General features: G+C 50.6%; 24 protein-coding genes. 10 read left to right on the top strand and 14 right to left on the bottom strand.

Annotated features, from left to right (window positions below; all coding sequences use genetic code 11):
• The first annotated feature begins 29 nt into the window (after positions 1 to 29).
• Both MTC_RS05595 and MTC_RS05590 read left to right on the top strand, forming a co-directional pair.
• Positions 30 to 1,412 (top strand): dipeptidase, encoded by a 1,383-nt coding sequence (locus tag MTC_RS05595; protein ID WP_014405716.1) that lies wholly within the window; start codon positions 30 to 32, stop codon positions 1,410 to 1,412.
• A 46-nt stretch (positions 1,413 to 1,458) separates the two neighbouring features.
• A complete protein-coding gene (locus MTC_RS05590; RefSeq protein ID WP_014405715.1) occupies positions 1,459 to 1,971 on the top strand; it encodes a DUF6125 family protein in 513 nt (170 codons plus the stop codon).
• On the opposite strand, the gene MTC_RS13285 is transcribed toward MTC_RS05590, so the two are convergent.
• From MTC_RS13285 to MTC_RS05580, 3 genes are all read right to left on the bottom strand, one after another.
• Entirely contained in the window at positions 1,968 to 2,108 is a 141-nt protein-coding gene (locus tag MTC_RS13285) for a hypothetical protein (protein ID WP_014405714.1), read from the bottom strand. The genes MTC_RS05590 and MTC_RS13285 overlap by 4 nt on opposite strands.
• A gap of 53 nt (positions 2,109 to 2,161) precedes the next feature.
• Positions 2,162 to 2,797 (bottom strand): trimeric intracellular cation channel family protein, encoded by a 636-nt coding sequence (locus MTC_RS05585; RefSeq protein ID WP_014405713.1) that lies wholly within the window; start codon positions 2,795 to 2,797, stop codon positions 2,162 to 2,164.
• Positions 2,798 to 2,902: 105 nt separating this feature from the next.
• The gene (locus tag MTC_RS05580; protein ID WP_014405712.1) at positions 2,903 to 3,259 is read right to left on the bottom strand and encodes a hypothetical protein; all 357 of its coding nucleotides are present in this window, start codon (positions 3,257 to 3,259) and stop codon (positions 2,903 to 2,905) included.
• 154 nt (positions 3,260 to 3,413) lie between these two features.
• Here MTC_RS05580 and MTC_RS05575 point away from each other — a divergent pair, with 154 nt between their 5' ends.
• From MTC_RS05575 to MTC_RS05565, 3 genes are all read left to right on the top strand, one after another.
• Positions 3,414 to 3,959 (top strand): GNAT family N-acetyltransferase, encoded by a 546-nt coding sequence (locus MTC_RS05575; RefSeq protein ID WP_237705989.1) that lies wholly within the window; start codon positions 3,414 to 3,416, stop codon positions 3,957 to 3,959.
• 70 nt (positions 3,960 to 4,029) lie between these two features.
• Entirely contained in the window at positions 4,030 to 5,244 is a 1,215-nt protein-coding gene (locus tag MTC_RS05570; RefSeq protein ID WP_014405710.1) for a WD40 repeat domain-containing protein, read from the top strand.
• A gap of 384 nt (positions 5,245 to 5,628) precedes the next feature.
• Positions 5,629 to 6,852: an ATP-binding protein gene (locus MTC_RS05565; protein WP_237705988.1), complete on the top strand. Its 1,224-nt coding sequence runs from the start codon at positions 5,629 to 5,631 to the stop codon at positions 6,850 to 6,852.
• Positions 6,853 to 6,913: 61 nt separating this feature from the next.
• On the opposite strand, the gene MTC_RS05560 is transcribed toward MTC_RS05565, so the two are convergent.
• The 7 genes from MTC_RS05560 to MTC_RS05515 form a co-directional block, all read right to left on the bottom strand.
• Complete coding sequence (locus MTC_RS05560; protein WP_014405708.1) at positions 6,914 to 8,071, bottom strand: ABC transporter permease; 1,158 nt, start codon at positions 8,069 to 8,071, stop codon at positions 6,914 to 6,916.
• Positions 8,072 to 8,977, bottom strand: a complete 906-nt coding sequence (locus tag MTC_RS05555) for an ABC transporter ATP-binding protein (protein WP_014405707.1) — start codon at positions 8,975 to 8,977, stop codon at positions 8,072 to 8,074. It abuts the gene before it with no gap.
• A 2,202-nt stretch (positions 8,978 to 11,179) separates the two neighbouring features.
• On the bottom strand, positions 11,180 to 11,755 hold the full coding sequence (locus tag MTC_RS05535) for a hypothetical protein (protein WP_014405704.1): 576 nt from the start codon (positions 11,753 to 11,755) through the stop codon (positions 11,180 to 11,182).
• A 5-nt stretch (positions 11,756 to 11,760) separates the two neighbouring features.
• Positions 11,761 to 13,959 carry a DUF7689 domain-containing protein gene (locus MTC_RS05530; RefSeq protein WP_449405434.1) on the bottom strand — a complete coding sequence of 733 codons (2,199 nt, stop codon included), beginning with the start codon at positions 13,957 to 13,959 and terminating at the stop codon, positions 11,761 to 11,763.
• Between the two features lie 414 nt (positions 13,960 to 14,373).
• Positions 14,374 to 15,162, bottom strand: coding sequence for a helix-turn-helix transcriptional regulator (locus tag MTC_RS05525; RefSeq protein ID WP_014405702.1), 789 nt, complete (start codon positions 15,160 to 15,162; stop codon positions 14,374 to 14,376).
• 190 nt (positions 15,163 to 15,352) lie between these two features.
• Positions 15,353 to 16,705: an NADPH-dependent glutamate synthase gene (gene gltA / locus MTC_RS05520; RefSeq protein ID WP_048189058.1), complete on the bottom strand. Its 1,353-nt coding sequence runs from the start codon at positions 16,703 to 16,705 to the stop codon at positions 15,353 to 15,355.
• A 20-nt stretch (positions 16,706 to 16,725) separates the two neighbouring features.
• On the bottom strand, positions 16,726 to 17,583 hold the full coding sequence (locus tag MTC_RS05515; protein WP_014405700.1) for a sulfide/dihydroorotate dehydrogenase-like FAD/NAD-binding protein: 858 nt from the start codon (positions 17,581 to 17,583) through the stop codon (positions 16,726 to 16,728).
• Positions 17,584 to 17,722: 139 nt separating this feature from the next.
• Between MTC_RS05515 and MTC_RS05510 the strand changes: the two genes are divergently transcribed.
• From MTC_RS05510 to MTC_RS05495, 4 genes are read left to right on the top strand one after another with little or no spacing between them, the layout of a single operon-like run.
• Positions 17,723 to 18,628, top strand: coding sequence for an ABC transporter ATP-binding protein (locus MTC_RS05510; RefSeq protein ID WP_014405699.1), 906 nt, complete (start codon positions 17,723 to 17,725; stop codon positions 18,626 to 18,628).
• Positions 18,629 to 19,801, top strand: a complete 1,173-nt coding sequence (locus tag MTC_RS05505) for an ABC transporter permease (protein WP_014405698.1) — start codon at positions 18,629 to 18,631, stop codon at positions 19,799 to 19,801. It begins immediately after the preceding gene.
• Entirely contained in the window at positions 19,798 to 21,216 is a 1,419-nt protein-coding gene (locus tag MTC_RS05500) for a COG1470 family protein (RefSeq protein WP_014405697.1), read from the top strand. Before MTC_RS05505 ends, MTC_RS05500 begins: the two co-directional genes overlap by 4 nt.
• 53 nt (positions 21,217 to 21,269) lie before the next feature.
• Positions 21,270 to 22,346: a CorA family divalent cation transporter gene (locus tag MTC_RS05495; RefSeq protein ID WP_014405696.1), complete on the top strand. Its 1,077-nt coding sequence runs from the start codon at positions 21,270 to 21,272 to the stop codon at positions 22,344 to 22,346.
• Positions 22,347 to 22,469: 123 nt separating this feature from the next.
• On the opposite strand, the gene MTC_RS13590 is transcribed toward MTC_RS05495, so the two are convergent.
• Together MTC_RS13590 and MTC_RS13585 are read right to left on the bottom strand one after the other, a co-directional pair.
• Positions 22,470 to 22,580 carry a hypothetical protein gene (locus MTC_RS13590; protein ID WP_237705998.1) on the bottom strand — a complete coding sequence of 37 codons (111 nt, stop codon included), beginning with the start codon at positions 22,578 to 22,580 and terminating at the stop codon, positions 22,470 to 22,472.
• The gene (locus MTC_RS13585) at positions 22,577 to 22,780 is read right to left on the bottom strand and encodes a hypothetical protein (RefSeq protein WP_237705987.1); all 204 of its coding nucleotides are present in this window, start codon (positions 22,778 to 22,780) and stop codon (positions 22,577 to 22,579) included. Before MTC_RS13585 ends, MTC_RS13590 begins: the two co-directional genes overlap by 4 nt.
• A 190-nt stretch (positions 22,781 to 22,970) precedes the next feature.
• Here MTC_RS13585 and MTC_RS05485 point away from each other — a divergent pair, with 190 nt between their 5' ends.
• Positions 22,971 to 23,825: a M48 family metalloprotease gene (locus MTC_RS05485; RefSeq protein WP_014405695.1), complete on the top strand. Its 855-nt coding sequence runs from the start codon at positions 22,971 to 22,973 to the stop codon at positions 23,823 to 23,825.
• On the opposite strand, the gene MTC_RS05480 is transcribed toward MTC_RS05485, so the two are convergent.
• Positions 23,820 to 24,404 carry a hypothetical protein gene (locus tag MTC_RS05480; RefSeq protein WP_143767080.1) on the bottom strand — a complete coding sequence of 195 codons (585 nt, stop codon included), beginning with the start codon at positions 24,402 to 24,404 and terminating at the stop codon, positions 23,820 to 23,822. The two genes, MTC_RS05485 and MTC_RS05480, sit on opposite strands and share 6 nt — an antisense overlap.
• A gap of 235 nt (positions 24,405 to 24,639) precedes the next feature.
• Complete coding sequence (locus MTC_RS13045; RefSeq protein WP_048189055.1) at positions 24,640 to 25,359, bottom strand: hypothetical protein; 720 nt, start codon at positions 25,357 to 25,359, stop codon at positions 24,640 to 24,642.
• Positions 25,360 to 25,390 lie beyond the last annotated feature (31 nt).

Below are 25,390 nucleotides of genomic sequence, written 5' to 3'. Positions count from 1 at the left end.
AAAGCATATTGCCTTAGATAGGTGTTAATGTGGAGCATTATATACCGCGGCCAGTCCTGGCCCATATCGAGGACAGCCAGGATGCCTACGCCAAAAAACTCATCGACTTTTTGAAAATACCAAGCATAAGCACGCTCCCGGCATACTCAGGAGACGTCAGGCGAGCCGCCGAATGGCTGCTCAAAGAGGCGGAGCGCCTCGGCTTTAAAGGCGCACTATATGAGACGCCCGGCCATCCTGTGATGTATGCCGGGCTTTGCCCATACAAGGACGCCCCGACGCTCTTAGTTTATGGCCACTACGACGTCCAGCCCCCCGATCCGGTAGACCAGTGGTGTACTCCCCCATTTACGCCTGTGATACGTGACGGTAACATATTCGCCAGGGGCGCAACCGATGACAAAGGGCAACTACTAACGTTTTTCAACGCCATCGAGTCCATCCTCGCAATGGAGGGAAAGCCGCCCCTGAACATTAAGATAGTCATGGAGGGCGAGGAGGAGATAGGCAGCCCCAACTTCATGTCATTTGCGTCAGGCCACAGGGAGCTTTTAAACGCTGACGTGGCCGCCCTTTCCGACGGCTCAAAGTACAGGGATGACATGCCGATGATATGCTATGGCCTTAGGGGGTTATTATATATGCAAATAGACGTCTACGGCCCCAGCCATGACGTGCACTCCGGGCTGTATGGCGGGGCGGTGGCTAACCCGGCCATGGCGCTTTCATGGATATTAGGCGGGCTGAAGGATGCCCGCGGTAAGGTGCTCATCCCCGGCTTTTATGACAGTGTTCATGACATAGAGCCCTGGGAGAGGGAGGAGATGGCGGGCTTGCCTTTCGATGAGGAGGCAGAGAAAGCCCGGCTGGGGGTAGATGCGCTTGTGCCTGAGGAAGGGTATACGGTGCTTGAGAGCACCAGGGCGCGTCCTACTTTGGATATCAACGGCATATGGGGAGGCTTCCAGGGCGAAGGCTCCAAGACCATCATACCGGCGCAGGCGGGGGCCAAGGTGAGCATGAGGCTGGTCCCGGACCAGGACCCGGGTGAAATTGCCAGGCTATTCGAGAGGTATGTCATGTCCCTGGCGCCCTGTGGGGTTAAGGTAAAAGTATCTACCATCTCTAGCACCGGCGCTCTAATCGTGCCCAGGGATAGCGTTGCGATAAAGGCCGCGGAGCGTGCTATCGAGGAGGGCTTCGGCCGGAGGCCGGTGTTCATGAGAGACGGGGGGAGCATCGGCGCGGTCATAGCCCTGAAAGCGGTCGGCATCGATGATATACTCATGCTGGGCTGGGGCGACCCAGGAGACCAGCTACACTCGCCTAATGAGCACTTTAGCCTTGAGAACTTCCGCAGGGGCACGATTGCCGCAGCATCGCTCATCTACGGGCTGGCAGGCATAAAATAGAAAGCATTAAGCCTCCTCTACTCGAATCATAGGAAAGGAGGCTAAAATGAACCTGCAAATCTTCGAGGAAATGAGTAAAGAAGAGGCAAAAGAATACCTTCAATTCCTTCTCTGGCACTATCGCGTGGTGGACGCCTTCTGGTTCATCTACGTTGGAGAGCGTTATGGCCAGCCCGTGGCCGAGAAGATAAATGAACAAGTGTGGGGCCGCGTGGCCTCTATGGCAGCGAAGGATATCGTCAAAAGGTTTAATATAAAAGAAAAGGGGCTGAAGGGCTTCGTCAGGGCGCTCAGGTACTTCCCATGGGCCATCATCGTGGGCTATGATATAGCAGAAAAGGAGGACGAGGTCATCATATCGACGCCATCGTGCCCGACCCAGGAAGCCCGCCTACGGCGGGGCCTCGAGGAATACGTCTGCCGAGAGATGCACAGGGCTGAGTTCACAAGCTTCGCCCGGGCCATAGATGAGCGTATTTGCGTCGAATGCCTTTTCGCTCCCCCCGACCCTCACCCATCTGACATGTTTTGTAAGTGGCGGTTCTACATGAGACCTTAGATATTCGAGTCTTGCTCTTCCCACAGGTCAAGCAGCTCGTTGAGAAAATCGTCTATGTTTGGGCTTTCTGAGTCCTCCAGCGCTTCCCTGAATCGCAGATACGTATTCCTGTTCTCAACGGGTATATAATAAGGCATGTTATCACTCTTTCACTCATTTTTTAGATTTGCATTATAAATGCTGGATAGCCTTATAGTTTTGGCTTTGGAAGCTGCCACCTATATTGTATGGCCAGCAGCCTCAGCAGCAGCGTAACCATGAAACTGGCGGCAGTTACAGTCGCCATAGCAAAAGATAGCCTGTACATGGCGAAAAATATGATCGCCCCTATGATGGTTGCAGTGGCATAGAAGTCCTCCTTAAGGACGAGCGGCGTTTCACCAGCCAGGACGTCCCGGATCATGCCCCCGCCAACCCCCGTCAGCGCGGCTAGCATGACGATGCCAAAGGCATTCAATCCAGATGCAGCACCGGCGCTCGCGCCCATAACCGTGAAAGCGGCGAGGCCGATGGCGTCCAGGAAAAGAAAAGCCCTGCTGTTTGGATCTGTCAGGCCGAAGACATGCTTCCGTGAAAGGCGGTGAGAGAGCATGGTAATGGCGCAGCCAATAAGGGCGTATACGGCCGGGCCGTCATCTATGAACGCCGCAGGCGTCCTGTGGAGGAGCGCATCCCTTATCAATCCTCCGCCGAGCGCCGTGGAAAAGCCCAGCACGAGCAAGCCCAGCACGTCAAACTCGTGCCTTATCGCCTTAAAGGCCCCTGACATTGCAAAGGCGATCGTGCCCATCGCCACGAATGACTCGAATAATAGCCCTTCAAGCATGCGTGGCTTTGATAATTCTGGCAGGGCATAAATGTATCGTATAATCAATAGAAATGAAAAATGTGGGGGCGATGTAACCGCCCCATTTCCATTCGGGCTTTTATTCTAGTATGAGCCTGGCACGGTCATCTGGCCGCTATAGCCCATCCCTGCTCCGCCATATCCGCCGCCTTTGCCCATCCCTTTACCGAGGCCCATGTTGGCGTTAGCCCCCACGTTGGCGGCTTGCGGGATGCCTTTGCCCATTGGCACGTTAGCCTGAGGCATTCCCTTGCCCAGGTTCGACGCCTGCGGGATGCTCTTGCCCATGCCCATGTTGGCATTAGCCCCCACGTTAGCGGCCTGGGGCATGCCTTTTCCACCGTACATCTGAGCGAATGCCGGGGTGGCGATGCCGACCAGGCATAGGACGACCATGGCGGCCATCAACAAAGTTGCCATCTTTCTCAATCCGACCATCATTTTTCACCCGCATAATAAAATCGTATAGTTTTTAATATAAACTTGGCAAAGATGGCGCATTAAATGAGCAAAGAGGACCGTAATTATAATTCTTTATGGAATGCTGTGCTCTCATTTAATACGGGCCTGGAGGGCGTGATGCTTTTAAAGTGATATGGCATTATCCGTATTGATGGAGGATTACCGGATTCGTACTTGCCACCTGGAGCTTATCGCAGGCTCTGTCATGCTGATGAAGGCTGACCTGCAGGGCCGAGAAAGCCTGGCGGCTGCGCTGGGCGCCGAAGTCGGGGACGGGTGGCCTCCTGGCGTGTGGGCTGAGGCGAGGGAAGAGTTTCTGTCTCGTCTCGAAGGGCATCCCGGGCTTTTCGGGTGGCTGGGCTGGTACTGGGTGCTCGTGGAGGACAAAAGAACCCTAATCGGCATAGGCGGCTTCACCGGCGCCCCATTTAATGGCGAGGCCATGATCGGCTATTCGGTCATCGGGCCTTACCGGCGTAGGGGCTATGGCTCCGAGGCCGTGAGAGCCTTGATTGATTGGGCTTTCGCCCACCATGGAGTGAGGCGTATCGTGGCCGAGACGCACGCCCATAATAAGGCTTCCATCAGGCTGCTGGAAAAGTGCGGGTTCGAGTACGCGGGAAAGGGCTTTGAAACTGGAACGGAACGTTATGTGTTGAAGAGAGAAAAAATAGGATGACTATATAGGGTAGTACCACTATCCTTATAATAAATCGGTTTCTTATTACATAAAGGATAGGGGACCCTGGATGCAGCCAGAACAGATATTAAAGCCGGAGTGGAAGAGGTGCGTCAACGGTAAGGTAACGGCCATCTATATGACGCCCGACGCATCGTTCGTCGCGGCAGGCTCCGGAGACCATGATGTTTATTTAATGAACTATGGCGGGAAGCTGCTGTGGGCGAACACTACAGGAGATGACGTGCAGTATGTGAAAGCGTCAGATGACGGGCGCTTTGTGGCATCCTACTCAAAAGATAACGTCGTCTCATTTTTTGACAAGTACGGCAACGAGGCCTGGTCCTGCCGGATAAGCAGGCGGATCAACTCAATGGACATGGCGCCAGACGGCACGCTTGTCGTGGTGGGGTCCGAGGATGGCCAGGTTAGGGCCTTTAGCGAGAAGGGCACGCTCGCATGGAAGAAGGATTGCCAGAAGCCCGTGAACAGCGTATCCATATCGGGCAGCGGAAGCCTTGTTATGGTCGGCTCCAACGATGGAAAGGCATACATGCTAACCCGCAATGGCGAGCTAAGGTGGGAGTTCCAGGCGCAGTCTCCGGTGCTCTACGTGTACACCTCGCATGATGGCGAGAACAGCTTCGCTCTCGAGTTCATGAATAACGCCTTCCACCAGATAAGCGATAGGGGCGGGGAGCTCTCGTGTAACACGTACTCGCAGCGCATCATGGACATCTCTATAACTGAGGACGGCAGATACGTGGCCATAGGCTTTGCGAATGGTTTCGTGTATTATACGGAGAAGAACGGCCACCTTCTCTGGCGGCAGAGCGTGTCCGGGCCGATAACCAGCATAAAGGCCTCGGGCGATGGCAGCCTCGTGTTCGTGACCACGGGCGATAAGGCCGTTTACGTGCTTAACAAGAAGGGCGCCGTACTTCTTAGCTATCGCTTCGATGGCCCGACGGAGTGCGTCACCTCCAATTTCGAAGGCGACTATATCGCCGTCGGCGCTCTCGATACGGTATACATGTTCGCATTGAGCAAGTATCTAGAATACGTGATCCGCGAGCAGGTGAAAATAGCAAAAATGATGAAGGCGGACGAGGACAGGCGTTACCGGCCGGATGCGGGCCAGAGCTATGCGCCATATCCAGGTGCACCGGAGGGGGGCGTCAACAAGTGCCGCATATGTGGCACTCCCATACTGTCCGGCAGGACGCTATGTAACTATTGTGAGATGATGCAGCGCCGCAGAGGCGACATGGGCATGATGCGATGAAATGCTTGTACTTTGAAAATAGATAGTTTTATATTATATCTTCTTTTACTAGAAACTAAAGGGGGGCTTCGCTTTGCTTTTAGCTAGAGCGCTCCGCGCGGCGCGCCCCTCGTGGACCCCCCAAGTTTGTTTGCCCTTCGGGCAAACTAATAAGAAGAGGAACCATTGGCTTAGCGATTCTAAACCCTAAAAACATCACCCACCTGAAAACCCTTTTCTCGTAGCTAACACATGGTCGAGGGCCATATATCCTTAATAATAAATCAAAACATTAGTTATTAAATTCAATGTATAATTCACAATGCAAATAATGTCTTTTTAACTGGCTTACAATACGTATTCATTGTGTTATTTTTAATAGTCTGGCAGTAAAATCGCTCCTTTATGGCAAGGTTGAGCGGCAGAGAGGATCGTGCCGACAGCATGGAGTCATTTTCAAGGATACGTAAAAAGATAGAGGAGTGCCTTCAAATGGTGGAGGGGCTTTTGGATGAGCGTGAGAGACGGATAGAGATGTTGACCTCCGTCATCCAGGGCTCGCCCATACCCCAGTTCGTCATCGATAAGGAGCATCGCGTCGTCTACTGGAATAAGGCCCTTGAGCACTATTCTAAGATTAAGGCGGCAGACATAGTGGGCACGACCCGGCACTGGAAGGCGTTCTATAAGGAGGAGCGGCCGTGTATGGCCGACCTTCTCGTCGAAGGGGCGGTCGACGAGATGCCAAGATGGTATGGCAATAAATACAGTAAGTCGAAGCTTCTTGAGGAGGCGTTTGAGGCCACCGATTTCTTCCCCGGGCTTGGCGATGGGGGTAAATGGCTCTATTTTACGGCCACGGCCATTAAGGATAGCAGGGGTAACGTCATTGGCGCGGTCGAAACGCTGGAAGACGTCACGGAGAGAAAGAAGGCTGAGGAAGAGCTGCAAAACGCAAAAAGGCAGGCCGAAACGTACCTCGACCTTATGGGCCACGATATAAATAATATGAACCAGTCGTGCATGGGCTATCTTGAGATGGCGCTCGCCATAGCAGGGGGCGAAGAGCGAAGGCTATTGCAGAGCGCGCTGGATTCACTTAATAGTAGCTCGAGGCTGATAACGAACGTCAGGAAGCTTCAGATAGTGGAGCGCGGCGGGATGAAGGTCGTGGCCATGGATGTCGATAAGGTCCTGAAAAGCGTTATTACCCGGTTTTCTAGCGTGCCCGGCAGGGAGGTGACGATCGGATACGCGGCCTGCCCGTGCATGGTCAAGGCTAATGAACTATTGTACGACGTGTTCGAGAATATCGTCGGTAACTCGATAAAGCACTCGTCGGGCCGGCTTTCCATAGGCGTCAGGCTTGAGAGGGTTTCCGAGGCGGGTAAAGCTTATTGTAGGGTGAGCATTGAGGATGATGGGCCGGGCATCCCGGATGAGGTTAAAAAGGAGCTGTTTTTGGGGCTAAAGCGGGGGAGGACTACGGGCCATGGGATAGGCCTTTATCTGGTGTATACGCTTGTCAGCGGGTATGGGGGTAGGGTTGCTGTCGAGGATCGCGTTCCTGGTGACCATACGAAGGGTGCCCGTTTTGTGGTCTTGCTTCCGGCGATAGGGCCTTTTTAAGAGCTTAGCATGGCTTGCCGCCCACCCCTTTTACCAGCCATATGATGCATTTTTCTGTGTATTATCGTACGTCCATTCTCATGAAAGCCACATAGGATACGGCAAAGGCGACGACCATCTCAACGATGAGGACGAATATCTTCACCCATACCGAGGCGAGGGAATCCAGCAGCGAGACCTGCCTGGCAGACGTAGTCGCTACAAGGCTGAACGACTGTACGGGAGTTTTAGATAATATGGCGTTGCCTATGCCGCCCACCCCCATTCCCATTAAGCCGCCGAAATCGTTGACGGGCGACACGGTGGTTATTGCATCGGAGATCTGGAATTCCATCGCCACAAGCCTGGTAGTATAGTTCATGTACTCGCTATTACTTACGATATAGGAGACGTTAGCGGAGCCGGTCGAGTTATTCAGGAGGCTGCCGTAGTCTATGGGCGGCGCAGGCCCTACGATTGCCTGGGCGATGAAGCCCGACACGACGAGCGCCAGTATCGAGAATACGATGAGCAGGACGACGAGGCCTACGGTGCATATGACCGACATCGACGTGCTTTTTGTGATAGCGGACATCATCATGGCGATGGCGAAGAAGACCGTACAATATAGCAGCGCAGCCACGAAGAACGCAGCTATCCTCAGCATGTCATCAAGCCCTGGCACCACGCCCCTGAACATCACGATGGCGATCGCAAGCAGGAAAGCCGCGGCCAGCGCCACTGCGAGGGTGGCGATGGCACCGATCGCCTTGCCATTAATGATTGCATCCCTATAGATGGGGCTTGAGACTAAAAACTTGAGCGTGCCCTCATCTCTCTCTTTGGATATCTGGTCGAAGCCCATCGCAGCGCCCAGTATCATGCCTAAAAACGTAAAGAAGATGACCATGCTATTGAATACCTCTAGCACGGAGGGCATTGGAGGATTGGTCAGCAAGCTGAGCTGGTCCTTCAACGCCTGTATACTCTCGGGCGAGTCCCCGCGAGCCTCGGCGTCCTGTATCTCCTTCTGTAGGGATTCCACCGCTTCCTTCATGAATGGCTGATCCATCACGAGGCCCGGATTCTTATACTGGTCCAGCCTTTTGTTGTAGGCGTCCATGCCCGAGTAGACCCCGTAGAAAGAGAGCAGCATCAATATGGCGAATATTGCCAGGAAACGCTTGCTGGCCAAATGATCCCTGAACTCCTTTTCTGCGACTATCAACTCGGGCCTCATTCAAGCGCCCCCATAAACGGTCTCCAGGAAAACGTCCTCGAGCGACTCCTCCTCCAGCCTCAGCTCTCTCACCCGCAGGCCGCTCCTGACGACCTCGTCGAAGATGAAGTCCCTGAGGTCTGAGCTAGCCCTAATCGTGGCGCCGCCGTCCTGGTACGCCGCCTCGATGATGTCAGGGCTATCCAGCCTGGGCATCTTCCCATCGACCTTGACTATGATGCTGAATCTTGGAGTTTTTCGCATCTGTCTCTTAACGTCGTCTAGCGTGCCCTGCGCCATTATTTTGCCCTTCGAGATGATACATATCGTGTTACAGACGTGCTGGACCTCGTCCAGGATATGGGATGAGAAGAAGATGGTCTTACCCTTTGCCGCCTGCCCCTTAATGACTCTGCGGAACTGGATGACGCCTTCCGGGTCGAGGCCATTCGTAGGCTCGTCCAAAAATATTACTTCAGGGTCGTTGAGCAGTGCTCTGGCCAGGCCGAGCCTCTGCTTCATTCCCCTGGAATAGGCGCCCACCTTTTTTTCTACGTTAGCCAGGCCCACCTCTCCCAGCAATTCGGCAATCCTGGCGTTAGCCTCAGCCTCTTTCATGCCATAGAACTTTGAGAAATACCTCAGGTTCTGGGCCGCTGTCATGTGCGAGTAAAGCCCGAACCCATCCGGCAAGTACCCGATAACCTGCTTGACTGCGAGGGGATTTTTCGTCACCTCCATGCCTTTCACGAAGCACCTGCCGCTCGTCGGCTCGATGAGGCCAGTCATCATGCCAATCGTCGTCGTCTTGCCCGCCCCATTTGGCCCCACGAACCCGCAGACCTCGCCCTTTTCGATCGTAACGTTAATAGAGTCGACGGCTTTTACGCCACCATACACCTTAGTCAAGCTTTCAGTCTTTATCATCTATATCGCCGCTAATGCCATTCCACTACATATGCTTGTATAAGAATGTATTGATAATTCTAGTATATATTAGATTCCTCGTTTAATTTTGGCTTAAGATTAAACGTCCAGTCAGCGAGCTTAGTATCCAGGGGATTGGCCAAAACATGATCCTTAATATAATGTAGACATAGTAATCCCAAACTTGGAGAAGAACTTATTTTCTTTCGAGAGTCTAGTCTCATCATTTATAACGATGGCAGGAACCTCCGCAAACCCATACCGCTCCCACAAGCGTGGCCCATCCCGCGTACCGACGTCCGCCCACATAAACGTACCGCTAGGATATTCTTGCTCCATTTGCCTAACTAAAGGATCAGTAACAACACAATCATGACAACCCTGCATATGAAAATATATAACGTTCACATTACTAGCGTATGCTGGTAATGATAAACCAATAAAAAAAGAAATAAAAACTATCAAATATAAAACTGGTCTCATTCTTATTGCATCTTTTGATAATTTTCGGTTATACACTCATATGAAATAAAACTAAGCGATTATACACTTAATGGTCTTTTCATGGTATAGGCCATATTATCCATCCATCTGGTCATCGCATATTATCACCTAAATGAGCGTTTTTTCTTCACATTTTAGGTCCAACCGCCTTTTTTGTAGAATGTATGATAGTAGTGGTTTACCAGTCAGGACCAATGATATGATATCGATGGATACTATTATGATGGCACTTATTAGTGCTAAAATGAGCGAGTTAATAGTATCTCCTGTCGTAATATATCGTGCAATAAAAATTCCTATAGTCGCACAAACTGCCTCGGTAAACAATAGGATTGCTATTGTTGTCCATTTCCACCTACCATCATCGTCTTTAATAAATGATGGTGATCTATCTTCTATTATAGACATTATTCACACTCCAACGATTTATCCAATGATGAGTATTGTAGGGTATCTCCACAATTATTATTTCCGAACTTATCGTTTTGTTACTGGCTATTGCTTTATACACTTTAGCATGATTTCCTTTTTCCACGTATTTTCTTGCCAAGAATTCATTTCGGATATATTTTACTTCTTGGTTATTAAAAACCTCTTTTAATATTCGCTTCAGAACCAGATAATTGCTGCACTGTTACGTTGAGATCTTTCCGTATTCTACATTATCTGCTAATGACAAGTTTTTCTGATCACATGGCTCTAATGGTTTGCATGCCATCGTCGGTACATCGGTTATCGCTAGTAGTATCACAAGGCTGACCGGTATGCATAGGATTTTTTTCATCGCTTTTCCTCCTCAAGGGCTTATTCTTCACGTTTTGGCGTGTTCGGTTTTCTTTTTATGGAGGCAAGCCCACAACTGGATTCATAGAAACGTTTTAAGTAGTTTGAATGTCTACCTGGTCTTGCCACTTTTTTGGCCGTGGATGGCAGCGCTCTCCCAGGGGCCGCTGCTGTCCACGATGCGTCTAGTAGAGACGCTTCTAAAACAAGCAATCGCTATATGAGTATTTATAATTTCCTTCGTTTAATATAAAGTTAAGCGCGTCATCTAATTTTTTAATTATATTAAACTCATCGTTTAATTAGAAAGCCTCGGATTCCTAGCAATACTATGTAATCTCCCTCGCCCCTTGCTTGTAGTATTCGAATAGTCCCCCCATTTTAGCGCCGATTTTTCACGGCTCATGAGGCTGGTCTGGGCGTCGAGTAGGATTCTACCACTCGGTTGATCGCCATGCCCATAACGGTCTTCACGTTTTGTTGTCAAGGTAAAAAGGTAGCAGTTCATCAATGCCGAGTTCTCTGAGCACCAAGAGAGAGAGGAGCTCGCCCATCGTATAATTGTTTTGGGCGGGTTGTTCTTCGTTTTTACAGGGGTCATCGAATCGCCCAATTTTTTGCCCGAGTATTTCTCAGGTATTAACTATGATGCCTCGTCTTTTTAGTGGCGGGATCGTAGTAGGGGGGCGATCCCATAGATATGCTCAATACCGTTAATACTTTTAACCATGGTAAAACACTTCACATGCTTATAGGCGAGCTATTATTAATAAGCAGACAAAAACAAGAATACCAGGCCCCTATAACAAACGACGAAAAAATCAAACCTTGTGCCTAAAAATCATGGGAAGATATGTTGAAGACTTCAAGTATGGAGGGAATGGTGGATTGGTTAAGGAGGTTAACTCGTTTTTTTCAATGAGCGTCCTTATATTTATTAAAATACGCTTTTAATGACCTCTCTAATGGAGAATAATAATTTTTTGCCTCCTCAGTATTTATCCCGCTGTTTATATAACACTCAGAAGTGACAATAACGTAATTCTTGGTCTCATCGAAGTATATGGGGGAACACCATGAATAAATTTTTTCTTTATCTACGATCTCCATTATCATTTGTTTTTGCGTAATATCGTAAAAATAAAGCTGAAGTGATGGGTTATATTTCTTTTCAGTTTCCACGCCAGGATAATATCCAATCTCTCTATTAGGGTTGACAAAATTCACAACAGCTACCGGTTTCCATAGACCATGAGGTACGCTTATTTCTTCTGAATTTTGAGTTGCAATTTTACCATACCCATCAGCAGGGGTAACCTCTCCTACGAAATCTTGGGTTATCGTATAATTCCATCCTTCAGGAACGGCTTCTCCTATATTTAATATTTCATCTCCCAATTTTTCTTTCATTTTCTTTTCATTGACACATCCGCTAATTAATAATATTCCAATTATTGTAAATATTGTAATTAATAAAAATTTTGGATTCATAATGCTCATACCTCTAATGCCAATAGCTTCTCGATATACCTCATTATATTTGCTTCCTCAGAAGGAGCTATATATGCACCTTCGGTATTGTACCGCTCTTTGGCGCTTTCCTGCCTTATATCATCCAAAAGGAGGCCATATTTAGTATATGTCACATCTATGATAGCCTCTTTAGCAAGTTCATCTCCTTGCACATATTTTTGGAATAACAGAGGCCATACTGCTTTACCCTGTTTCTTGCAATAGGCTAGGAATTCATCATATTGCTCAGATTGAGTAAACATCCATGGATTGCTCTGAATGACAAGATCAGGGTCATCCCATGTCGCTTTCCATGCTAAATATTTAGCTTCGAATTCCCGTTTAACTTCCTCGGGGATGCTATTTATCGAATCCGCCAGTTTTGCTTTTTCTTCTGCAGATAATTCAACTTTATCTATTACGGTCAAACCACTCTTTACAGATTCATCGAAAGTCATACCTCCAGTTGTTTTGCTAGAAGCAGCTGACGCATATCCTCCAGTCCATCGATAGTAGGCGACCACATCTCCATAAGAACTACCTCTTAGTGCATATCTTGGATGGAAAGTTCTCATAAGCCCGCCAGGTTTGCTTTCCCAATCGTAGCCGTGTGAATGGTCGTTCCCCGGTTTTGTAACTGACGCATGCGTATAGCTGCCGCTTAGCGCCCATAAATCAACCACACTATTACTTTCAGTCGCCCCAGATCGCGTATAATTCATTGCACCAGAATATCTTGCAGGAGTATTCCCATAGAATTTATCAAACGCAGTTAGTGGGTTCGGATCGTACCATGGATTCCCGGGGCTAGGAGGCCAAAAGTACCTACCTAAATCTATGCGTCCTCCGGACCAGCTTATACAGTTATAAGCATCGGATGCTTGTGCCGACTTGATGGCATCGTCAGCCTTGAGATTCTCGAAATAGCTCATAATGTTGCTATTATCACATTTCATGTACACATCTGCTTTACCTGTTGGATTATATGAACTGTAACTCGAAACAAGGACGTAATTGATACTTGGTGAAAAGTCCTTTTTTACTCTTGATGCAAGACCCCAATTAAAATCCCCAGACCCAGCATAGTCATCATTGAATCCTGTTATTTTGCCTGGATATGGACTACTACTGTCTTCTAACCATATACGACTATCACCTGTAAGTTTGGCTGTAAAGTAATTCAATTCTCCTGTCTTGGAGACCCCGCCACAATATACTCTAGTTCCAGCGAGTGCAACATTTGAGGCATACAGAGAACCATCTTTATACAAATCCGAAGTTCCGGGGGAACTGGAACTAAATGATCGTAGCAGTAGTATATACGAACCAGTACTTGGGATGGTAACATCTATTCTTGATTGAAATCCGTTATAGTCATCGTTCGACCATGAACCACCATTGACAGGATCATTTGCATTAAACAAGTACATGACCGGGTCAGATGCGTATGGATCACTTTTATTGGTTTCGAAAACCACATGCTGACCACTATTGAAGTTGAAATACGCGTAGTAAGTATATGTAAAGCTAGTATCCAATTGATATGCATAATCGCCGGCTGGATTGGATATTGTTGCCAATGCCATTGTCTCAGTCGTTTGATTTCCGATCTTCGACTGTCTGTAACTTTCTGGCAAAGAGCTCGTCTCTAGAGTTTTTATGTAATTTCGATAATTCGTATCGGGGAGAATCGCTTTATCCTTTTGTTTGGCCAATCGAATGAATTCAATTGCCGGTACTTCTTGGCTTCTAAAGGAGAATACATGGGTTCCTTTAGATAGTTGTATTGGGTCAAAAATGTTCTTGTTCTGTAATTCTGCAAACTGCCAATCGTTCTCTGATATCTTTAGGTCTCCTATGGGATTTGGATCATCATCGAGGTATGCTTGAATCTTTTTTCCGTTGGTGCCCATGACCCATGCAGTCACATAATATTTTCCTTCCTCTGAAACATCAACTTCAAATTTTGTGTTGACATATTTTCCATCGATCGTTGTTTTTACGGTCTTCAAGACGCCCTCGCCACCCAAGTCATCATCTACGAATTTTTTTACTGAGTTGATTGCTTCATTTCCATTGGAATTCAAATTAGATATTGAAATTTTCTGCGAATCCGCGTTGTCTTTTGTTATGCCCGGGCTAACTGGAACTGGTGTAGATGCCATTGTCGGTACCACGGTCACTGCCAATAAGAGTATAAAGGCGACCGTTATGCATAGGATTTTATTCAGTTTGATTTTTATCGCTTTTCCTCCTCAAGGGCTTATTCTTCACGTTTTGGCGTGTTGGTTTTCTTTTTATGGAGGCAAGCCGTTGTAACGCTGGATTCATAGAAACGTTTTAAATGTTTGAATGTCTACCTGGTCTTGCCACTTTTTTGGCCGTGGATGGCAGCGTTCTTCCAGGGGCCGCTGCCACCCACGAGGCATCCCACAGGATGCTCGTATAGCAAGCTATAGCTTTACATGTATTTATTAGATTCCTCGTTTAATTTTGGCCTAAAATTAAGCTCCCAGTCAATTATAGCCTAAAATTAAATGCCCGGCCAATTTTGGCCTAAAATTAAACGCTCGGTCAGCATGGTATAAAAGAATTGACTAGTCGACTGGGTTTTTGACTTCTTTTGATCGTCTCCTGTAGTATTCGAACAGTTCTCCGCCCCACTTTAGCGCTGATTCCTCGCGGCTAACAAGACTAGTCTGGGCGTCGAACCCACTATCATTGAATAGTGAGAGCGCGAGGAAAGAATCGGTGACCGCCAGGGCCAGCCTCGCCTCCCCGACGACGTAAAGCCGGGCATTCTCACATGATAAAAACAGTCGTAGCGCATCCGCGTACTCATCTACAACGATTTCATAGATGTCCCTTGTTAAAATTATGGATACGGGAGCGTTCCGCAGGGCAATCGAAACAACTATCTCGGGAAAGTGCGAATCGAAAATGGGCGAGATGCCCATGAGGGAGCTGGACATTGATAATTTTTCGACTATTTCCCTGTAGGTGGCGTTAATATCCCGCATATTGTCTTGTATGATCCTGCAATCTCCCAGCATACTCATGCTATCTAGCAGGTTTTCAGGGAATACTGACATGTCGTGGCTATTAAAAAATTGGCCGTGCTCCTCTAATAATCGTGATAAACGCTCCCACCGGGAGAGCATTCTAGCCGCGGTCTTACCTGTAAAAGTTAACTGGTATACGCCATCCACCTTGTATAACAGACTCCTTTTTTCCATTTCCTTGAGGCGCGGAAGCAAGTCAGCAGACGTTACGCCGAAAACGCTTTTTAGCCCGGACAAATCCATTGGCTCTTCTAATAATTGGTATAATATGTTATTTCTCACGCCTGAAGTCGCTATGTACGTCAGCAACCTATTGGAGTTCATATCCTAATACCCCGGCCACCCGCCCCTTAATGATATTTAAAACTAGCATATTTATACTTTCTCTAACAATCTGACAACCATACCAAATACTTTCAAAAAAAGCGATTTATCACTATTCGATTATTTAATAAAGAAGGCAGAACGCCTATCTATTACTCCCATTTATAAGAGGTTGATATGGGTTTCATTATTACTTGTTTTTTATGTACTCGTCTATGGCCTTCGCCGCTTCCTTCGCCTGCCCCATGGCGCTTATCACGGTGGCCGCACCTGAGACGATGTCCCCGCCGGCGAACACGCCCTCCCTGGAGGTCTTAAAGGTGTACGGCTCGACCTCAAGGACGCCGTGCTTGCCTGTCCTGAGGCCCGGAGTGGCCTTAGCGATTAGAGGGTTTGGCGAAGTGCCAATGGCTATTATCACCGTATCGACGTCCATGGTGGTCTCGGAGCCTGGCTTGCACACCGGTGCCCTCCGCCCCGTCTCATCCGGCTCGCCAAGCTCCATGCAGATGCACTCTATCGCCTTAACGTTCCGCTGCTCATCCCCGATAATCCTGGTCGGATTCATGAGGAGCCTAAACTCGATGCCCTCCTCTTTGGCGTGCTCCACTTCCTCACGCCGGGCGGGCATCTCCTCCTCGCCTCTGCGGTAAATGAGATAAACGTGCTCTGCGCCCAGCCTTTTCGCCGTCCTGGCCGCGTCCATGGCCACGTTACCGCCCCCAACGACGGCCACATTCCTGCCACGCTTGATAGGCGTATCATACTCAGGAAACCTGAAGGCACGCATCAAGTTAACACGAGTCAAAAACTCGTTGGCAGAATATACGCCATTCAAGTTCTCGCCGGGTATGTGCATAAAAGAGGGCAGGCCGGCGCCGCTCCCAACGAACACCGCCTCATAGCCCGCATCAAAAAGCTCGTCTATGGTAATGGTCTTGCCAACGACATGGTTAAGCCTAATCTCCACGCCAAGGCTCTTCACGTACTCGACCTCTTTCTCCACTATTGCCTTGGGCAGCCTGAACTCGGGAATCCCATACACCAGCACCCCGCCCGGCTTATGCAGCGCCTCAAAAATGGTCACGGCGTAGCCCATCCTGGCAAGGTCTGCGGCGGCTGTCAGCCCGGCAGGCCCCGAGCCCACGACGGCAACCTTCCTTCCGTTAGGCGTAACCTCAGGCCTAACGCCGTCCTTCTCATGGTCGGCTGCAAAACGCTCCAATCGCCCAATCGCCAGCGGCTTCCACTTCATCCCCAGTATACACTTCTTCTCACACTGGGACTCCTGTGGACACACCCGGCCACAGATGGCTGGCAAATTATTCTTCTCCTTAATAATCCTGATGGCCTCCTCGAAATTGCCCTCGGCTATCTTCTTCACAAAGGCGGGTATGTCGATGCCCACGGAGCAGCCCTCTATGCACATGGGCGCATCGCAATGAAGGCAACGCTTGGCCTCGCTAATGGCCTCTTCCTCGCTATAGCCAAGCGCCACCTCGTCAAAATTCTTTACCCTTTCCGCGGGCGGCTGCTCCCTCATAGGGATACGCCTCCGCCTATCTATAAATTCTTTTGGCAGCTTTGGCAAGCCCCCACCCCCTGCATATAAAGCTCATCAGCCAATCTCTCCTCAGCACTATACATCCTCAGCCTCGCAAGGAGCTCATCAAAGTCCACCTCGTGGCCATCAAACTCAGGGCCATCAACGCAGGCAAACCTTGTCTTCCCGCCAACCGTAACCCTGCACGACCCGCACATTCCCGTGCCATCCACCATGATGGGGTTCAGGCTCACGATAGTCTTAATGCCATAAGGCCTCGTGGCCTCAGAGGTCACCTTCATCATTATGGCCGAGCCTATGATTATCACGCGGTCAATCCTCATCCCGGAGCTTATCAAATCCAGAAGCTGGTGGACCGCAAACCCTTTTCGCCCATATGAGCCGTCATCCGTCACGACGTAAAGCTCATCGCTTACCTCCCTCATGCGGTCCTCCCAGAAAAGCAGGGAAGCGCTCCTCGCCCCTATTATAGAGATGACCTTATTGCCGCGGGCCTTAAGCTCACGGGCTATCGGGTAAATCGGGGCTATACCGAGCCCGCCTCCGATACATACTACCAAACTATTCTCAACCATCTCGGCAGGATTGCCCAGAGGCCCCGCCACGTCCAGGATATGGTCGCCCTCCCTAAGCCTAGAAAGCTTCTTCGTAGTCTTCCCCACCGAAAGCACGACCATAGTTATCGTACCCTTTCCACGGTCAAAATCAGCTATCGTAAGTGGTATACGCTCGCCCCTCTCGTCCAGCCTCACGACCACAAACTGCCCGGCCAAGGCCTTTCGGGCGACCTCGGGCGCCTCAACCTCAAACAAAGTAGTATTAAAAGCGATCTCCTTCTTCCCGACAATCCTATACAATGACGTATCCTTCCTTCGCCCTGATAAAAATTGGTATTAGCATATAAAATTGTCCCTTAAAATACTTTCTATGCTACGGATTAAACCGTAGTTAAGATAATTATTATATACTAATCGTTAAACATATAAGAGACCGATTATGGAGATCATCAGGGCTGAGGCTCTTACGAAAATATACGATGGCATAAAGGCCGTAGATGGGCTTGAGCTTTCGGTTGAGAAAGGCGAGGTCTTCGGGTTCATAGGGCCCAATGGCGCCGGGAAGACCACCTCGATAGGGATGATGGTGGGGCTAATAGAGCCGACGAGCGGAAAGTGCTTCGTGAAGGGCGTGGACGTGACGAGAAACCCAATGGAGGCGAAGCGCATCACCGGATATCTCCCCGACGGGGTGGGGTTCTACTCCAACCTCACGGCACGCCAGAATTTAAGATACTTCGCTAAGTTCTATGACTTAAAGGACGCGGACAGGCGCATAGACGAGCTATTAAGATACGTCGGCCTCGAAAAGGTCGAAAAGCCCGTGGGCACATACTCGCGGGGCATGAAGCAGCGCCTCGGCCTCGCACAGGCGCTCCTCAACGACCCGGAGGTAATTTTCTTAGACGAGCCAACCAGCGGCCTCGACCCCCAGGGAGTCATCCAGTTCAGGAAGGCGATAAAGGAGCTATCAGGCCAGGGCAAGACCGTCTTCTTCTCATCGCACATCCTCGACGAGGTGCGGCACGTCTGCAATACGATTGGAATAATATCCGGCGGCAAGCTGGTGGTAAAGGGTACGCCGGAAGAGGTCAGGAAAAAGATGAGCAAGGAGGGGACGGTGAGGATAGTGGTCAAAGTAATCGGCGATATGCCCCGGCTTACCGATCCAAGGATAATCGAGGCCTCATACCAGGATGGCACCGCGGTGCTCACCGCAGAATCCGATATAAGGGACAGCATATCCGAGGAGCTATACCGCAAGGAGTACCGGATAAAGGAGATGAGGCTAGAGGAGAAGTCGTTAGAGGATATATTCCTTGAGACGGTGTATGGAGGGGCGTAAATGAGGCAAGAGCTAATAGTGGCTGGCAAAGAGTTCAGGGATCATTTGACGAGCAAGCGTTTCCTGGCCATATTCGGAGTCCTGTTGCTCCTCGCAGGGGTGGGCATGGCGATGGGCATGGACCAGTATAATAAGTCTCTTGAGGAGTATAAGAAGAGCCAGGCCGAGTACCAGCAGCAGCCGTGGTTCAAGGAGCAGGTGGCCAGCCTCCAGAAGCAGATCGCCGATGCCGAGGCATCCGGCGCCGCCGAAGAGGAGATACAGGCTCTAAGGCAGCAGCTTGATATGCTGATAAACCCTCCGATGCCCTCGGTGCTGACCGTTTTCGCCGGCCTCAACTCGAGCATGGGCATTGGCGGAGGATACTTTTCCCTCATACTAATGCTGCTATCCATAGCGATAGGGTTTGACCTGATAACGCGGGAGAGGGAGGAGGGCACGCTAAAATCATTGCTATCCCACCCCGTGTATCGTGACGCGGTCATCAATGGCAAGCTCATCGGCGCCCTCTCAATACTGGTGGTAGTCATGGGCAGCGTGTTCATGATCACCCTTGCAATCATGCTTTTCTATGGCGTCGTGCCCACTGGGAATGACCTTATAAGGATTGCCGCGTACTTCGTGATGGCTCTGCTTTATAGCAGCGTATTTTTCGCCATCGCAACGCTTTTCTCTACGCTGGCGAAGAACTCGGCGATGTCCATCCTGCTCGTGCTCGGCGTGGTCATCGCGATGATCATCATCCCCACGTTTGCGCCAAAGATAGCGGATGCCGTCATGGGGCCGCCTCCCGAGATCAGGCCCATTACTCTGCCAGAGCCGACCCTTATGCAGCCATCAGAAAATAGTACGCCTGAGCCCATACCCATCGCAATACCCTGGGACCCGGCGATTGAGCAGTACTATAGGAATAAGCAGATGATAATCGACTCGATAGACACCATATCGCCCATGTACAGCTTCGACTATAAGATATCTCCGGCCATACTGTATAAGCAGGGTGGATATCCCGGGCCAATATATGCATTGAAAGGGTTCACGCCTTATGTTCATGAGCCCACAATATGGGATTCTCTGGCGTATGTGTGGACGAGCATTCTGGCGCTAATCGTCGAGCTGGTTGCGCCGCTGGCCGCATCATACGTCATGTTCATGAGGGCTGATATAAGATGAAGAGGGCGACGTGCACGCTGCTGGCAACCTTTATGCTCCTTGGCATTGCTATGCAGCCTGCCATCGGAGACGATGGCTACGAGCCGTGGACTTACTATGAGGTAGGGAATGAGGTCAAGCCGCTTGGTGATTATTTCCTGAGGTTCGGGATAGCCAACGGGAGCAAGTATGTTAATGTTTCGCTCAGCGGGCCTTCCGTGCCTTCAGAGTTTAATGAGCCGAAGCAGGTATGGGCCGGCCACTACGCAGAGTATCCTGGCATGCTTCGAGTATACGTTGACCGTGTGGAGGGAGATAAAGCCTACGTTCTCGTTTCAAGGTTCTCCAGGCAGGATAGCACGGCAGCGTCCGGGACGAAGGTGTCCTGTGATGTGCCGGGACAGACAGCCCTTGGGGGCGACGTGGTATCATTTCCCATACTCATCCAGAACAATAACCCATCAGACCATACTTATTCGCTCTCTTCGTTCAGCGATATAGGCTGGAAGACGTGGTTCGAGTATGGCGACAAAGGCGTTTACAAGATAAGCGTCCCCGCCAGACAGTCAAGGACGGTAAACCTGATGGTCCAGACCTGGGGAAACACGCCCGTCGGGGAAAAGAAAGTAGTGGCATATGTGGATGATATAAGGCTAGAGGTGTTCGTAGACATCACCAGCGCCAACCAGTCGGCGGACGTCTCCTTCAAGGTCGGCTCAAAGATAGCCTCCATAGGCGATAAGATAACCTATGACCTGCGCATTAGGAATGTCCAGGCTAAAGAGAACATCTACAGCCTGTCCGTGGCTGGCCTGCCAGACAACTGGTACGCGCGCTTTAAGGAGAGCGCAACTAGCGTGGAGGAGCTGGCAGAGGTCGTAATACCCGCATCCTCAGATAAAGACCTCGTGCTGGAGGTCGTGCCCCCATATAGCGTAAGCGCGGGCAGCTATAATTTTACTGCCGTGGTGACCACGCCGGAAGGCGTGAGCATCAAGAAGTACCTTACTCTTACGCTGAAGAGCGGCGTAGGCATGAGCGTGACAAGCTCCAGGCTAGCCTACGAGACGAAGGCCGGGCAGGCCTTTGACATAGTAGTTTACGTATCGAACGCCGGGCAGGGAACAGCCCTCACAAACGTTTACATTGAAGCTACAGCCCCGCAGGGCTGGCTCATAAAAGCGTCGCCAAACAGGACCAACAGCATTAAGGCGGGCGAGACTCAGACTTTTACCCTGACGGTGCAGCCGCCGGGCAACATAGTGGCCAGCGACTACGAGGTCAACGTAAAGGTGAAATCCGACCAGGCTGAAAAAGAGAAGGATTACAGGGTAACGGTCAAAGCCGACTCGTACGTGCCCTACCTTGGCGCCGGCATCTTAATAATCGTCATCGTGGGCCTCGCAATCATGTACAAGAGATATGGCCGGCGATAAATAAGTATATTAGGGTGCAGGTATCCAAAGGTTACTGTTCGGAGGCATCACTTTTGGATAGCGCGACAGCGCAGCAGACACAGGTAGTGGTGAAGCCGCCCTCCAACTTCGCAGTGGCGCTGAGGCAAGACGGGCGGGTCGACAAGTTGGCCGATAGAACCCTCGAAGAATACCTCGGGTTCACCAGGGATGCGAGCGTGGCATGGATCGACTATACCACAAAGGACCTGGAAAAAGATCTGGAGAGGATAGCCCAGGCGATGGGGTTTACGCAGACGCCTATCCAGAAGATGCTCTCAGGCTTCTACTCGGCGTACGAGGACACGGACACAGAGCTTGGCATCGTGTTGCCTGTGGTAAAGCTCGAAAAGTTCGACATGACGGTACAGCGCCTCGTCATTTTAATCCGTGGCAACTTCATCCTGACGGTCCATAACGAGAGCGTCGCGGCCCTCGTAAGGTTCTCCCGCTACGCCCAGACCTTCATAAAGAAGCTGAACGCCTACGAGACCAAGGATAAGGTGACGCTGATCCTGGAGCGCATAATTGACGAAAACAATGACAGGAACTTCGAGTATTTACGGGAGATAGAGAAGCACGGCGACGAGATAAGCAAGCAGCTCATCGACGAGAACGTGAGCAAGAAGGAGCTCGCGCAGAGCATCTATAACATGAAGCACGTCCTTATAGGCTACTTGAACGTGATGTGGGCCATCAAGGACGTCGTGGACTCGCTACAGTATGGTGACGCTGACCTCATCACTGATGACGAGAAGCTTCTGGACAGGATAGGCGTGCTGTCCATCAACATAGACAGGCACATAGAGTTATCCGAGCAGATGTCAAACGTGCTCGCCTCAGGCCTTGAGGTCATGCAGAGCATCTATAACAATAAGCTTCAGACCATAAATAACCGCTTCTCTCTCGTGACCGCTTACCTCACCGTGCTGGGCACCGCCGCGCTGGTGCCGAACACCATCGCGACCATAGCGGGGAGCGGGGTGTTCATGGACCCGAACGCCCAGCCCGTCTGGTACTGGCCCCTATTGATATTATCGACCATCGTGGCCACTGTCGCATCGTTCCTGTGGGTTGTGAAGGTCTGGTCTAAAAAGGGCGACGACTACTAGTATATCGTTCCTAACACCAGGTTTTTACCACAAAATACACGAGGTTAACACTAAGTACACATTTTTTTTAAATATAAAGAGATTGTGTGCCTGGTGTTTTTTGTGTTCTTTGTGGTGAAAAGCCTACATCCGTCTGAACGGGTCGTCTCCGATGATGCGGGCCGGGAAGTGCCTGCCATCGTACAACGTCACATCGATCTTCGTCGCATCATGAACGACATGGCTATTCGTCAGTATGAAGCCATCGGGCGTGAAGATGAAGCCCGAGCCTCCGCCCTGTATCTCTCGGGGCCTCTCCAGTAAGCCTGTCGTCGTGGCAGCCGTTTGCTAACGTAAACGTTCACCACCGACGGGCTTACCTTTTCGACGACGCTGACCACTGCTTTCGAGTACGCGTCGAGGAGCTCGTCGTCGCTCCCCTGTGATTGCTCCAAAGGATCGCCAGCTATTTCAGGACTGGATATAGGTCGTATGCTCGCATCCATAGTAACTATGCGTAAATGTTTACGCTATAAATACTTACCGATTCTACTAAGATTTAACTTTTTAAAAATAATGTCCCCCTTTCCTGATGATAAAGTATTTATGCCAGCGTTATTCACATATTAGCGAGATGATGCTAATATGGTAATAGATTGGGGCATGACCATCAGGAAGATAATCGTTTACGGCGCATTGTTTATGCTCTTCATGATAGCCATCGGCTTTTTGGTGCTCATGGGCGTAAACGCATACCTGATAGCCTTGATGGCAGGCGGCTTCCTGTTCATCCAGTACTTCTTCTCGGATAAGCTCGTGCTATGGTCGACCGGGGCGCGCATCCTGGAAGAGAACGAGGCTCCGAGGCTTCACAGCATCGTAGAGAACCTGGCGGCGGAGATGGACATCCCGAAGCCAAAGGTCGCCGTGGTGCAGAATGACATACCGAACGCCTTCGCCACGGGCAGGGATAAGAGACACGCGGTGGTGGCAGTCACCACGGGCATCCTTAACAGGCTTAACGAGCGCGAGATGAGAGGGGTGCTGGCGCACGAGCTTTCACACATAAAAAACCGTGACATGTTCGTCGTCACCTTCGCCAGCTTCATCGTGTCTATCGTGAGCTATGTCGTATACTTCGTCTTCGCCATGCTCTTCTCCAGGGATGAGCGTAACTATGGGGCGAGCATGCTAGCCTGGCTCGTGTCCATGCTCTTCTCGAATACAATCGGCGTCATAATCATTAACACGGTCTCCAGGTACAGGGAGTATGGGGCAGACAGGGGGTCCGCCCTTACTACGAGGGACCCGGATGCGCTCATTAGCGCCTTAAGGAAGATATCGGGCGGGGATTATAATAGAGAGGATGCGATGGGCCTGGAATCGGCAAAGGCGCTGTGCATTTCGCCTATCGCCGGGTCGGTTATGGAGCTTTTATCCACTCACCCATCAATCGAGAAGCGCATCGCCTACCTCGAAAGGATCAAGTCCGAGCTATAGGAAGTAGTATGGCGAGTTGATGATGCCTGCGCCGGGGCTACTGCTCACCATCGCTGATGTATAGCCCAGGCCAAGGCCGAGAGGATAGCCAAAGCCAGCCATCTGAAACTTATTGCTCTCGGTGGTGAACTCGAACTTAATGCTCTCCATGTACTTAACGCTCGACTTATTGTTAACAATGGTCGGAAACATGACGCCGAGCGAGCCGACGCCGACCCCTGGGAAGCCGATGAACGTCTGCTCGAGGTCCGCCTGGTAGAGAAGGTCCTTGGAGAACGACGTCGTGGAAGCGTCATGGTCTGCCTGCGTCAGGCCGAAGGACACGCCCAGGTCGATGCCGCCCAGGTCCGGGCCGAAATAGCCCGTATTGCCATTCAATATAGGCGAGCTTTCAAAAGCCCGGAACCCATAAGTGGTGGCAAAGCTCGGGAGCGTATAGCCTGTATTGCTATACGTATACCCCTGCCCGGGAATGGCTGCAGCCCCGACATCCGGGGGCACGATACTCATTGGAAAGCCGTATAAGTTGATGCCCCCGACGCCGGAATCCGCCGACGAGGCCTTGCAACCATGAGCCATAAACAATACCATAGCTGCGAGTGCCAGGAGGAATAAGTTGTACCTCACCATACAACGCCCGCCCAACTATATGCTCTTTATGTCCAGGCGACATAAAGATATTATCCGCCAAATAAACGATATTGCCGAAAGGAATTAGCTAAAATGAGGATTTTATCGTATTGACGAACTGGAAAGGCATCGCCCTCCAGTTCGTATACGCTTACATGCCTAAGCTCTTTCGTTAGCAGCTATACTATTTCCCATATGTTGAGGGCATAGTGCCCATCATTGACGGGTATGCGCTGCCCAGGCCGTATCCGCCGTATCCGCCAAGGCCTCCTAAACCGCCATATCCGCCGTATCCGCCAAGGCCTCCTAAACCGCCGTATCCGCCGTATCCGCCGTATCCGCCAAGGCCTCCTAAGCCGCCAAGGCCATAGCTGCCTATGCCCTTGCCAAGCCCGACGTTAGTGCCAAGCCCTTTTCCAATCCCGCCTGATACTGCCGGAACGTTCGCCGGCGCTGGCACGCCCCCTCCCGCGACTGCCGGGGTGCACGCGGGCACTGCTGGGCTGCCTAGCGGGACGGTGGTCACCTGTGGAATCACTGACGTGACTGGCACGCTGGTGACAACTGGCACGGTAACAGGCACCGTTGCTGGAGCGATTGCCGGCCTGACGAACGGTACGGGTATCGTCTCTGGCACAATGACCGCCCTCGGGACCACTACTGGCGCCACATCTCCGACGGGCACGGTTACTGGAACCGTTACCGCGCTCGTAGCCGGCACGGTCACGGGCACTTCTGTGGTGACCGGTATGTTGCAAAATATTTGAGCGATACAATCCTGGGGCGGCCCATATGCCACAGGCGCGCCACAGGGGCCGCAAAGCTGTGCGAAAGCGGGTGCTGCAACTAATAGGGTAGCCACTACGCACAAGATGGCTACGGTTATTCTTCTTGCCATTTTCATAACTACACCTCCGAACTGCACACTTATGTCT

Origin of the sequence: Methanocella conradii HZ254 (assembly GCF_000251105.1) — an archaeon.
Classification (GTDB): domain Archaea; phylum Halobacteriota; class Methanocellia; order Methanocellales; family Methanocellaceae; genus Methanocella; species Methanocella conradii.
The sequence above is the reverse complement of the archived record's forward strand: the minus strand, read 5'-3'. Positions and strand labels throughout refer to the sequence as shown.